Origin of the sequence: Clostridium sp. KNHs214 (assembly GCF_000744935.1) — a bacterium.
Classification (GTDB): Bacteria; Bacillota; Clostridia; order Clostridiales; family Clostridiaceae; genus Haloimpatiens.
Genome location: NZ_JQMW01000013.1, coordinates 584174 through 597858 on the forward strand (window position 1 = coordinate 584174; position 13685 = coordinate 597858).

At 31.6% G+C, this 13685-nt stretch carries 5 protein-coding genes; 1 reads left to right on the top strand and 4 read right to left on the bottom strand.

The window, feature by feature from the left end; translation table 11 throughout:
- The first annotated feature begins 313 nt into the window (after positions 1 to 313).
- Positions 314 to 3757, top strand: coding sequence for a pyruvate carboxylase (locus tag CC89_RS18060; protein WP_035294541.1), 3444 nt, complete (start codon positions 314 to 316; stop codon positions 3755 to 3757).
- Positions 3758 to 3906: 149 nt separating this feature from the next.
- Here CC89_RS18060 and CC89_RS18065 read toward each other — a convergent pair whose 3' ends face one another.
- The 4 genes from CC89_RS18065 to CC89_RS18080 all read right to left on the bottom strand — a co-directional run bounded on the left by CC89_RS18065 (position 3907) and on the right by CC89_RS18080 (position 13135).
- Complete coding sequence (locus CC89_RS18065; protein WP_051931979.1) at positions 3907 to 8676, bottom strand: S8 family serine peptidase; 4770 nt, start codon at positions 8674 to 8676, stop codon at positions 3907 to 3909.
- Between the two features lie 854 nt (positions 8677 to 9530).
- Positions 9531 to 10604, bottom strand: coding sequence for a ribosome small subunit-dependent GTPase A (rsgA, locus tag CC89_RS18070; RefSeq protein ID WP_035294542.1), 1074 nt, complete (start codon positions 10602 to 10604; stop codon positions 9531 to 9533).
- 522 nt (positions 10605 to 11126) lie between these two features.
- Positions 11127 to 12572: a DUF4179 domain-containing protein gene (locus CC89_RS18075; protein ID WP_035294543.1), complete on the bottom strand. Its 1446-nt coding sequence runs from the start codon at positions 12570 to 12572 to the stop codon at positions 11127 to 11129.
- 2 nt (positions 12573 to 12574) lie between these two features.
- Entirely contained in the window at positions 12575 to 13135 is a 561-nt protein-coding gene (locus CC89_RS18080; protein WP_035294544.1) for a sigma-70 family RNA polymerase sigma factor, read from the bottom strand.
- Between the last annotated feature and the right edge of the window lie 550 nt (positions 13136 to 13685).

Consider the following 13685-nt stretch of genomic DNA (forward strand, 5'->3'; position numbering starts at 1 on the left):
CTTTTTTATTTGGCTCTTTAATTTTATAGTTTAATTTTTCACCCTATTATTGGTTATATTATATTTATATTTAAAATACTCTAATTAAGTTACAATGTTTAGTCAATATTTATATTTTTGTAATGTGCTACACTATTTGTTTTTTTCCTCTTTATTATGTCCTTACTATTAAATCCATTAAATTTCATTAAAAAGAATTATATTTTTTAATAAATTGCATTGCATTATACATATATGTGTCATATAATGATACCATACGTAAAAAATGAATTTGTAATTACATAAATATTTCATATATGAATGAGGTGTTAATATGTCAATCAAAAACTTTAAAAGAATTCTTGTGGCAAATAGAGGGGAAATTGCTATACGAATATTCAGAGCATGTAATGAATTGAACATTCGAACTGTAGCTATTTATTCAAACGAAGATAAGTGTTCTCTTTTTAGAACTAAAGCAGACGAATCTTATCAAATAGGTAAAAATAACAATCCTGTTGATGCATATTTAAATATAGATGAAATTATAAATCTAGCTCTAAAAAAAGGTGTGGATGCCATTCACCCTGGTTATGGATTTCTTTCAGAAAATCCAGAATTCGCTAGAAAGTGTGAAGAAGCTGGCATTGAGTTTATAGGCCCAACTGCCACTATGATGGAGCAGCTTGGCGATAAAATAAAATCTAAACTAGTAGCTCAGAAGGTTGGAGTTCCTACCATACCTGGAGTTGAAGAGCCTATAGAAACTGAAGAACAAGCACTAGAATTTGCAAGTTTCTGCGGATATCCAGTTATGCTTAAAGCAGCAGCTGGTGGTGGAGGAAGAGGTATGAGAATCGTAAAGGAAGAAAAAGACTTAGTTTCCTCTTTCAAAAGTGCCAAAAATGAAGCCAAAAAGGCTTTTGGTATAGATGATATATTTATAGAAAAATATCTAGAAAATCCAAAACATATTGAAGTACAGGTTCTCGGAGACAAATACGGGAACATTGTTCACCTTTTTGAAAGAGATTGTTCTATTCAAAGACGTCACCAAAAGGTTATAGAATTTGCTCCATCACTATCTCTTTCAGAAGAAAAGAGAAAAGAAATTTGTGATGATGCTCTTAAAATAGCCAGAAGTGTCAACTACAGAGGAGCAGGCACGCTAGAATTTCTTCTTGATAGCAAGGGAAATCACTATTTTATAGAAATGAACCCTAGAATCCAAGTGGAGCATACTGTAACAGAAGTAATAACAGGAGTAGATATTGTTCAAAGCCAAATACTTATAGCTCAAGGTCATGCTTTAGCTTCTGAAGAAATAGGATTATATTCTCAAGATTCTATAAAAACTAACAGCTATGCTATTCAATGCAGAATAACTACCGAAGATCCGTCCAACAACTTTGCCCCAGATACAGGTAAAATTGATGTATACAGAACCGGTTCTGGCTTTGGTATAAGGCTGGATGGCGGTAATGGCTTTACAGGAGCAGTAATCAGTCCCTATTATGATAGTTTGCTAGTTAAAACTACAGCTTTCTCCAGAACCTTTAAGGATGCTGTTAGAAAATCCCTTCGTTCTGTAAAAGAACTTAAAATATCTGGAGTAAAAACCAATGTGGACTTTTTAATAAATGTACTAAATCACCCTACTTTCCAAAAGGGTCTTTGTACTACTAATTTCATAGGAGAAAATCCTGATTTATTTGTAACTACCGCTAAAGCTGATGAGGAATACAACCTTCTAAAATTCATAGGAGAAAAAGTGGTTAATGAAACCCATGGCGTAAAAAAATCCTTTGATGTACCTGTAGTTCCTATAATACCTGAAGTTAAAGATTTAAGAGGCACAAGAAATATACTTTTAGAAAAAGGTCCTGAAGGATTAGTTAAGTGGATAAAAGCACAGGATAAACTACTTTTGACAGACACTACCATGAGAGATGCTCATCAGTCACTTATGGCCACTAGAATGAGAACAGTAGACATGGTTAAAATAGCTGATGCCACTTCCTATTTAGGCAAAGATTTATTTTCCCTGGAAATGTGGGGAGGCGCTACCTTCGATGTATGTTATAGATTTTTAAAAGAATCTCCTTGGGAAAGACTAAAAAAATTAAGAGAAAAATGCCCTAATTTACTTTTCCAAATGCTTGTAAGGGGAGCCAATGCTGTAGGATACAAAAACTATCCTGACAATGTTATAAGAGAATTTATAAAAGAATCTGCAAATGCAGGCATAGATGTATTTAGAATATTTGACTCTCTAAACTGGCTTAAAGGTATGGAAGTAGCCTTAGATGAAGTATTAAAGCAAGGTAAGGTAGCTGAATGCTGCATCTGCTATACTGGAGATATACTTGACAATTCTAGAAATAAATACACTTTAGACTACTACATTAAAAAAGCTAAAGAAATTGAAAAAATGGGAGCTCATATACTGGGCATAAAGGATATGTCTGCCCTATTGAAGCCTTATGCTGCCTTTAAACTTATAAAAGCCCTTAAACAGGAAATAAGTATTCCTATTCATCTACACACTCATGACACTACTGGAAATGGTGTAGCTACAGCCTTACTAGCAGCAGAGGCGGGCGTTGATATAGTGGATACAGCCTTTGATAGCATGGCAGGACTTACAAGTCAGCCATCTCTAAATTCTATAGTGGCTGCCCTTGAAAACACTAAGAGAGATACGGGCATTAACCTTGGTGATATACAAAAGATATCAAATTACTGGTCTGCTGTAAGACCTGTTTATACTTCTTTTGAATCTGGACTAAAATCTGGCTCCACAGAAATATATAAATATGAAATTCCAGGTGGACAATATTCTAACTTAAAACCTCAAGTAGAAAGTTTCGGACTTGGCCATAGATTTGGAGAAGTAAAAGAAATGTATAAGAAAGTTAACTCTATGGTAGGTGATATAGTTAAAGTAACTCCTTCCTCTAAAATGGTAGGCGATCTTGCTATATTCATGGTTCAAAACAATTTAACTCCTGAAAATATTTTAGAAAAAGCTTCAAACTTATCTTTTCCAGACTCAGCAGTATCCTATTTTAAAGGGATGATGGGGCAACCAGAGCATGGTTTTCCAAAGGAACTTCAAAAGATGGTGTTAAAAGGAGAAGAACCTATAACCTGCAGACCAGGGGAACTTTTGCAACCTGAAGACTTTAGTAAAATAGAAAAACACCTTAAGGAAAAATTAGGATTAGAGCCAACAAAACAAGATATCCTAAGCTACGCCTTATATCCAGATGTATTTGAAGCCTATGTAAAATATATAAAAGAAAATGGTGACTTAAGCAGTGTAGGTAGTGATATATACTTCCACGGGTTAGGTGAAGGTGAAACTTGTGAAATCAAATTAGCTGAAGGCAAAATATTAGTAGTAAAACTCTTAGAAATTACAAAACTAAACAAAGAAGGTTTTAGAACCTTAATATTTGAAGTAAACGGCAATAGACGTGAAATTAAGATAAAGGATAAAACAAGATCAGAATTAAAGCAAACTTCTGATATTTTAATGGCTAACCCAGAAAACAAAAACGAAATAGGTGCCAGCATACCTGGAACTATTTTAGATATACTTGTTAAAGAAGGGGAGGAAATAAAGGAAAACGGAAACTTAGTAGTTATTGAAGCCATGAAAATGGAAACTATAATTACCTCCCCTGTTTCAGGCATAGTGGAATCCATCCACGTGGCTAAAGGCCAACAAGTTAAATCTGGTGAAATGCTAATAAAGTTAAAACTTAAAAATTAACTTAATTATCTTCATAAGATATACACAAAGCTTTTTAAACTTTTATAGTTTAAAATTTAATTTATCTCATTAAAAAAATCATATGGACTATACATTTCTCTATTAAAAAAGGACAGCTAATTTAACTAGCTGCCCCTTTTTATTTTTATCTATGCCCTTTTTCTTCTCCTAATAAATACGCATCCGCAAGCTATTAAAACTCCACCTATAGCTATTAATAGAGGCGCGTTCATTCTGCCACCTGTTTGAACTAATTTATTATTAGAAGTTTGACTACCTTGTCCATTTACATTATTATTATTTGAAGCACTGTTCGAGCCACTAGCTGCTGTACCTTTTAAACTAAACTTAATAGTTTTAGAAGAAGTGTTTCCTGCTAAATCTTTTGCAGTTACTATTAAAGTGTAATCTCCTACTGAAGCTATTTCTTTGCCATCATAATTCTTTCCATTAAGTGTTACTGTAACTTTAGCTGTGTTGTCATCACATTTAATTACAGGAGTTACTTTATTATTATAAACCTTGCCGTCTTCTACACCAGTTACTGTTATCACTGGGAAAGTCTTATCTATAATAAAGTTAACCTTGTATTCAGAAGTATTTCCTGCTAAATCTACAGCTTTTACTACTAACTGATGTATACCTTCTGTAGTAATTTTCTCTCCTTTATATGCTTTACCATCAAGAGTTGATGTTATTGTTGCTTTTTCACTTGATGTTATTTTTGGCATAACATCTTTATTATATAATTTTCCTTCTTCTACATCTGTTACTGTTATTACAGGTTTTGTCTTATCAATTGTAAATTTAACTTTATATTCAGAAGTATTTCCTGCTAAATCTACAGCAGTTACTACTAATTCGTGAATTCCCTCTGCAGTAATCTCTTCTCCATTGTATGCTTTACCATCAAGAGCCGTAGTAACTTTTGCATTTTCATTACAAGACACTTTTGCTATAACATTGCTGCTATATGCCTTTCCATTTTCTACACCAGTAACTGTTATTACAGGTTTTGTCTTGTCAATTGTAAAGTTAACCTTATACTCTGAAGTATTTCCAGCTAAGTCCACAGCTTTTACTACTAATTCATGAGCACCTTCTGCAGTAATTTCTTCTCCATTGTATGGCTTCTTGTCAAGAGTAGAAGTTATAGCAGCAGTTTTATTAGAGGTAATCTTTGGTGTAATATTATTATTATAAACTTTGCCATCTTCTACACCTGCTACTGTAATAACTGGCTTTTCTTTATCCACTACTACATTAACATTTTTAACAGTTTCATGACCAAATACATCTACAGCTTTTATTTCTAAGAAAGAGTTATTAGTAACAGGAACTTCATAATCAAAAGTCCTTTCTGTTACATCGTTACCCATTTCACCGTCTACAAATATATTTAGTTTTTGTTCTCCATTAACATATAGCTTGTATCCAAAAGTATTATCAGATACTTTTCCTTTAACATTAACGGTGTCATTGTTAACATATACCTTTCCATCCTCTGCAATCTTAGGAGCTTCAAGTTCTATAATAGGAGCGGTAATATCACAGTCTACTTTATATGCAAAATCCTTTAGGACTGTACCATCAAAGTCCTCAGCATATATCTTCACTAAATTTCTTCCCTCCTCAAATGTAACATCCATCGAGAAAGTTAAATCTTTGTTTATCTTAACATCCTTATCATTTATCTTAAATACCTTTGGAACATATCCTACAGAACCAGTTATAGTTAAATCTTTATAATCTACAGACATTCTAGAGGATAAGTTATCAAATTTTAGATCAAATGATGGATTACCTTGTACAACTGTTACGTCTTTAACCCCAACATTAGATGCATAATCTATAGCACCTATAGATATAAAGTTATTTGCATTTTCTTGTAGTATTAAATCGCAACTATATACTCCATTTTGATCTATGGTTATTTTTGAAACATCTTGTTGCTTTCCATTCAAATAAACCAAACCAAATTTTCCATCTCCAGATAACTCATCAGATACTTTCCACTGTAACTTATAACTAGAATCATTGGATTTTGTTGCTGATATCACTTCTATAGTTGGAGCTACTGTGTCTATCTTTAATGGAATTTGAAAATGTTTTTCTTTGGCATTATCTATATCTACCTTTGTTACATAGTCAATATAGTACTGACCATCTTTAACTACACCCATTTTACCTGTAGATGGATCATAAATCTTTCCATCCCACATCCAATCCATGTCCTCTCTATATCCTGAGTCATTTGGATCTGAAATAACATTCTTTCTAATATGATTAGAAGTTGCCAATTGCCTTACTAGCTTTTTATCCTTATCTAATAGCTTAATTTCCATAGACTTAGCATTTCTTAAGAATGTTAAGAATGGATATATATTATCATTTTGATTATCACCATTAGGGGAAATAGCAATTTTATCTTCTTCTATAATTGGATTTCCTTCTTCATCTTTTCCTGTAACTCCTAAATAATATAATGTATTGCCATCTTCTCCCAAAGTCAACATTCTTGTTCCACCCAAATAGTTATCTTTATCCCAAATAGGTTTATCTATTATATCTTGTTTAGACCAATCTCCATAGAAACCTATATATGGTACTACTAAATCTGGATTGTCTTTAGGTTCGTTAGATTTTAATTTAATAAAACCTTCCACAAAACTTTCTTCTGGCAAGTTATCTGGTAAATTAATTGTTACGTTTACTTTTAAAGCTCCATTAGCTGGTACCGTTATTGTAGAATTATCAAAAGTAACTTTAGCGTCCTTTATTTTTACGTCATAAGACATGTTACTTGTAAATGGAACTTTTTGTTCAGTTAAAACTCCACCCATATCACTTAAATTAAAAGTAATAGGTTTATCCTTATAATTCTTTAAATTCAAAGCAAAAGTTTTAGTTTTCCCTATTTCCTTTAAAGCTACTGCTGCATTGCCCCTATCGTCTTTTACTGTTACACCATTGTTTACAGCATCTACTATTTGAACTAATCCTGCACCTTGTCTTCTTGGAGAATAAGGCACTGCAGTGTGAGACTTATCCATAAGAGTTTTTGCCGTATTAATGGATGTAGCTTTTGCAAAATCCACCGATTCCTTTCCTGTTAAGCTTGGATAATTTTTCTTTACTCCTTGTAATATTAAAGCTTCAGCTCCTGATGTGTGAGGTGCAGACATAGATGTACCAGACATATTCTCATATTTATCCTTATTAACAGTTGACCATATATTTCCGCCTGGAGCCGATATTTCAGGTTTAAATTCTAGATTTGGAGCTGGACCCCAAGAAGTAAAATCAGACATATCATTTTTATCCGTATTTTCTAATGAAGTCAAGGTTCCAGGAAATTTAACCTTTAATCCTGAAGAAACTTTTTCCTTAAGAACTAAACCATCAGCTGTTGTCATGCCTATAACTGGAATATTAACTGTTGGATCTACAAACATACCTCCAATATAGCCTTCTCTATTGTTGTAAATAATTATAGCCTTTGCGCCTGCTTTTTGAGCATTAATTTCTTTTTCTCCAAAAGTATTCGAACCTCTTTGTACTAAAGCAATCTTTCCATTGAGATCTTTACCTTGAAAATCAGATTCTTGTCCTGAACCACAATCTACCAATTCAAGCTCTGATTTAAAAACCTCTGATGGGTTTACATTATTTACTTCATAGGTACAACTTCCATTACCACTTGTGCAAGTATACTCCATACTAAATAACATAATGTTACTATTTTCATAAGAAGCTACTTGTATGGCTTCTTTAGCAATACCTGGTGATCCTGTTATTCCTGTATCATATAAATCACCAAATTTATATGGAGCTGTATTGTATTGATAGTTTCCTGCAGATACTACTACAGCAACTCCACTTTCAGTAGCATTTTTTATTGCCTTTTGTTCCGGCTCATCTGATTCTTGAAATCCTGAATTAGAACCAAGACTCATGTTTATAACGTCTGCCCCATGCTTAACTGAGTCTTCAATAGCTGCCACTATATCATCAGAATATGCCCCGCCTATTTCAGGATCATTAGCAAATACTTTCATTGCAAGTAATTGACATTCTGGAGCTACACCTTGTATAGCTTCGTTTTTATCTACTTCTGTCTGGTTTCCATTAGCACCTACTATACCAGCAACATGCATTCCATGCATATTTCCAGTATCTATTACGTTATAATTTTGTTCAGCATAATTGTAACCATAAGGTACTTTATCTGTAAAATATTTTCCAGGTCCTTGTGAATTTTTTGATTTTATTTTTGCCTGTGAAGCATCTGAAAGTTTCATATCCTTATGTCTATAGTCTATACCAGTATCTATAATAGATACTACCATGCCTTGTCCTTTATATCCATAAGAAGAACTTTGAGCCTCATAAGCTTGAGTTAAAACTTTAGCAGATGTCATATCAGGATAATACTTATTAACTAAAGTTACACTTTTTACTTCTGGTAAAGCTTTAATTTTATAAATTTCACTCTTCTTTACCATCATGCTAAAGCCATTTAAAACTTTAGTATAAGAATTCCTAATTTTAGCACCTTCTAAATCTGCAACTTTTGACTTTACAGACTTTTGTGCATTTTGTATAAAGTTTAGCCCCTTACTACCTTTTTCCAATAAAGGCTTGTCCTTTAGCTGTACAATAACTCTAACTGTCTCCTCAGGCTTTATACTTAGTGGTTTGTTTTCATTTAAAACAAAGCCTTTTCCGTATTTAGCCTTCAGAAAGGTTTCAATGTCTTTTTCTGAATACTTAATCCTTAACGTATTGTCAGCTGACATTTGTGCTGTATTTGTATTCTCTTGAGCTTTTACTTCCTTGCTCCCAAATCCAGACACAAAAGACATTATCATCATTGTTGTAACAAACAATGACAATAATTTTTGATTCCTTCTTTTCATAATAACCCCCCTTTTATATTTTAAAATTTTTAATAAAGCTTATTAACTTTACTAAAAAAGTTAATCATAGTTCTAATAACGCCCCAATGAACTATATAGAAATGAATAAAATTACATATACTTATATCAATTCCATTTATTTCTATGTAAATTCTACCATATAACACATAGTTTATCAATACCTAGATAATATTAATTTTATTTACATGTTAAATATTGTATAAACATAGCAAAGTTCTAAATTTAATATGAATTTTTCAATACATATTAAATTTAGAACTTATATTTATAGAAGCATCTACTACAGCATTCCAACTTTTAATAGAATATTAAGGCACATTAAAATAAATAATTTAAAATCAAACGTCAATTGGATAAATAAACTTAGAGTATTGATATAAGTAAGTATATAAATAAGGGACAGTTAAGTATTTTTGGTTATCTATTAACCAAAAATACTTAACTGTCCCCATATTACCATGTTATTTAATTAAATTATGATTAACCCACAATAAGTATTACATTGCTTGAATTATGAAATTTCTCTGGAATGAGTTGCATAAGAAGCGAAGGAACTATTTAAATTTAATTTTAGAAATTCTTCTTTTAGACAGATAAAATTATCGTAACCCTTAAAAGGACGCCAGGCTAGCGAACCTGAGGCAGGACGCTGAATGTGAGCGTTAGATAATTTTATATGGCTAAAAGATTAGAATTTCTTAAATTAAATTTATTGTTCCAAGCTCTTATGCAACTCATGGAGGAGAAATTTCATAATTCCATTACATTCTACCTTATTGTGGGTTAATCAAATTATATATTGATAATTACCATAAATCTAAAGAGCTGCTGACTCATATTATTTCTACAAAATCCTTTTTATAATTGTTTTTCTTTGTCCTACCCTTTTTAGATTCCTTAAGCTTTCTTATCTTTTCCTTTTTAGCCATGAACTCCGCTTCTTTTTTTAATTTAATATAACTTTTATATCTCTCTTCAGATATTATCCCTGTACTAATAGCTTCTTTTACAGCACAGCCAGGCTCTTCATTATGAGTGCAGTTTCCAAACTTACAATTAATCGTTAATTGTTCTATATCCTTAAAAGCACTTTCTATTCCATCCTCTATATCCATAATAGAAAGTTCTCTCATACCAGGAGTATCTATAACTACTCCTCCCTCAGGAATCACTATCAATTCCCTATAAGTAGTGGTATGTCTTCCCCTTCCATCACTTTCTCTAATTTCTGAAACCTTCATCTTTTCATATCCCAGAAGTTTATTTATAAGAGTAGACTTTCCAACACCAGATGAACCTATAAACGCCACTGTTTTCCCCTTAGTAATATATTCCTTAACTTTATCTATACCTTCATTAGTCAAGCTACTTACCACTAATATATCTACACCAATTGCTACCTTTGAAACCTCTAGTAGTTTTTCATCTAAATCCTCACATAAATCAGACTTTGTAAGCAGTACAATGGGCTTTGCGCCACTATCCCATGCAGTACTTATATATCTTTCAAGTCTTCTTAAATTAAAATTATCATTAAGAGACATAGTTATTAATGCAGTATCTATATTTACAGCTATGATCTGTTCTTCATATTTAATTCCAGCAACTTTTCTTGAAAATTTACTGCATCTTTTGAGTATCCCTTGAATTATAGCCTCTCCTTGAGAATCCTCATCTCTATCCATAGCTACCCAATCTCCTACTGCTGGATAAGACGCTATACTACAGGCATTATACATTATTTTACCTGAAACTCTAGCACTTATAACTCCTTTTTCTGTAATGACTTTATAATAATTTTTTTGCTCACAAGCCACTCTACCTAAATACATACCCTCATATAAATTTTTAAATTCTTTTATTGTATTATCCTTTAATCCCAATTCTTTTAAATTAAATTTATTCAAATTCCATTCCTCCATATTAAAATAGTGTATTTTGGGCATAAAAATACCCTGAAGTCTTGCTTCTGCTACTCCAGGGTAATATACACAATAATAATATGAGAATTATCTGAATAAGATTTTATACCTCTTAATAATCCAAACATAATTTAATCATTAATGGATAAAACATAATTTACCCAAGGAGCAGCCCCTATGAAATTTTTCATTAATAAAAACTCTCTCATTTTTTTCATAAGACATCACTCCTTTCAAAAATTATAAAAATATCACAAATCTATTATATCACCAATATAAGTAAAAAACAACATGAAATTCATTTTCATCATATTGCATGAAATGATTTTCATCACCTTACATAGTTAGGCACATTCAAATAAATAACAAGTCAGTATGCTAGTCTGTTTTGCGTCATACTGCGCCATCAGAACACGTCCATATTCCTACCAAAGGCGGAACCTGTTTCCTTATATGACACAAAATATACCAGCATCTTTGACCTGTTATTTCTTTTCATGTCCCTTATTATTTATTAAGTTCAATTTTAAACTTCAAATCTTCTCTCACTTCCACATTAGAAAGATCACTTGTACAAATGCTATATTTTTGTTCAGGCTTTAAAGCTTCATATACTACAGTATATTCATTAGGCTTTTCTGGGTTCATTGCTGCTAAAGGTATTTTTACCTCAACTCTTTCTCCGCGCTGATCCTTTATATAAACTTCAGAGGATTGAAGATATGGTGCTTTTCCCTTTACTGTAAAATTAACTATAGTCTTATCATCTTCTACCTTTATATTATTCACTACAACTTTTCCCATTTTACCTTGAGAAAGTTCTTTAGGATATGCTCCATCTATAATGCTACTAACCTCTTTAAATTCATACCCCTCCTTATTTATCTTTGTAATTTCTTTACCATTTTTATAAGAACCTATTACACTGCCTTTATAAGGATTAATTTTACATGGTACAACAGTCAAATACTTAGGAATATGATTCAATCTATTATATTGCATTTGAGATTCAAAAGTTGCCTTATTCATATCAATGTTTCCACCGCCCATACTCTTTGATACAATTTGCTCTCCCTTGTCATCATAAACAATCCAATAAAAATAATCAAACACCCCAACATTAAATGGATTTTTAAAACTTTCATCTTTATAATTTCCATTTACTGAAATATAAGTTCCCATTGGAGAAACAGTAACCTTATTTACATTTACTGTACTCTGTGGAAAATCCACTTTAGTATTTGGTTTAAACGTAACACTTTCTTTATATATTTCATCCTTTGAAGTGGTAAAAGCTAAATTCCACTTTCCCTTTACATCGCCTATTTCATCTATATTAAGATTAATTTTGCATTTTTTAGGAATTTGAAATGGGCTAATACTAAGCTCTTCCCTACCAACATAAGTATTATTATCTATATACTGTCCCACACTACTTCCACTTGATGAGAAATATTTATTATTTATTTCTAAAAATCTTCCCAAACCAACTCCATGTAAATCTTTAATTTTTTTATCACTTTTTATAGTATAACTTAATATCATTTTTGAATCATCAGCTATTATATCGTTTAACGTAAATGTCACTCCATTATCCTTAATACTCTTATTTATTACCTCAGAATATTTACTATTTTCTTCATAAACACCCATATTTGCATTAAGTGCTTGTATAATAGAATTAAGAATTGGTACATCCTTAGCAAAAGATGGCGCCGCCTTTCCTACACCTATTAAACATACCAAACTTATAGCTGCTACTGCAGAACCATACTTTAATATGGATTTTTTCTTTTTATTTCTCATTTTTTTGCGAAGACTTTTCTTTATTCTCTCCTTTTGAATAGTACCTACCTCTTCAGACTTATCCTCAAACTCACTTTCGTCTATTTCTATTTCATTAAACAATTTATATAAATCTTTTTCTTGTAGTATTAAATCATTTTTATCCATAACTATACCTCTCCTTCCAAACATACAATCTTTTCTTTTAAGAAATTTCGTCCTCTTGAAAGTCTTTTATCTATTAAATTTCTATTTACTCCAAAATCTTTTGCTATATCCTCTATTTTCTCACAAAGAAAGTACCTTCTTATGAATATCTCCTTATCTTCTTTCTTCATACTATTTATTGCTTTCATAAGTTCTTCTTTATCCTCTTTTAATATTATGGTTTCCTCTGTATTTCCATCATCACTTAGTGAATAATCATCTATACATTCAACAATACTATGCTTAAATAATTTTCTCTTATAGTCTATAGCCTTATATTTTGATATAGCTGTTATCCAATACTTAAAATTTCCCTTCTCCTCATCAAAGCTTTGGATATTACTCCACATAGACCAAAATATATCATTCACGCATTCCTCCACATATTGTGAATGAAAACTTGAATTCAAAACACTACGCACAACCTTGAATGCCAAATTACTATAATTATCCACAACATAATCCAAAGCCTTTGGGTTTCTATTTCTCATTTGCTTTATAAAGTTTTTCTCATCTACAATCATGTCTGTACCTCCTTGAGAAGCTTCTCATAACATAATACGAAGGGACTTATGCTTTTCTGACATTAGTATATCAAAAAAATTAAAATACTTAGAATATATTTTAAAGCAAGTGCAATAAGAAAAATATGTCTTTAAGTCCACAATAAATATATTTTCTTAGACTATTCGCAATACGCCAAGAAATTCTAATGTTTTTAAATTTCAATACCCTAAAGCTTTCAAACTCGTTTCTAACGGCGCTCAAACATGAAAGCTTCTTAACGGGTATTGAAATTTGAAAACAAAGAATTTCTAAAGCTAGCTCAATAGTCTAAAAAATATATTCATTGTTACCTTAAAGACATATTTTTCGGTTCATGCATAAGCTATCAAAGGGAAAGAGTAGCCGACTAAAGGATTATTTTCCTCCGCTTCGCTATGGAAAATCTTTAATTTATAAATGAGAAAGCGCTCATAATATTTTTTAGGCGTAGCCTTTCGTTTAGCACCTAGTCTCTAATCACCGGGCTACAAATGGATTAGTAGTAATTTTAATTTAAAAAATAATGTA

What these genes read in the sequence shown, in the direction of transcription:
- CC89_RS18080 (WP_035294544.1), bottom strand. Translation starts at nt 13,135, where the DNA reads ATGATTGTAGATGAGAAAAACTTTATAAAGCAAATGAGAAATAGAAAC.
- CC89_RS18065 (WP_051931979.1), bottom strand. Translation starts at nt 8,676, where the DNA reads ATGAAAAGAAGGAATCAAAAATTATTGTCATTGTTTGTTACAACAATG.
- CC89_RS18060 (WP_035294541.1), top strand. Translation starts at nt 314, where the DNA reads ATGTCAATCAAAAACTTTAAAAGAATTCTTGTGGCAAATAGAGGGGAA.
- CC89_RS18075 (WP_035294543.1), bottom strand. Translation starts at nt 12,572, where the DNA reads ATGGATAAAAATGATTTAATACTACAAGAAAAAGATTTATATAAATTG.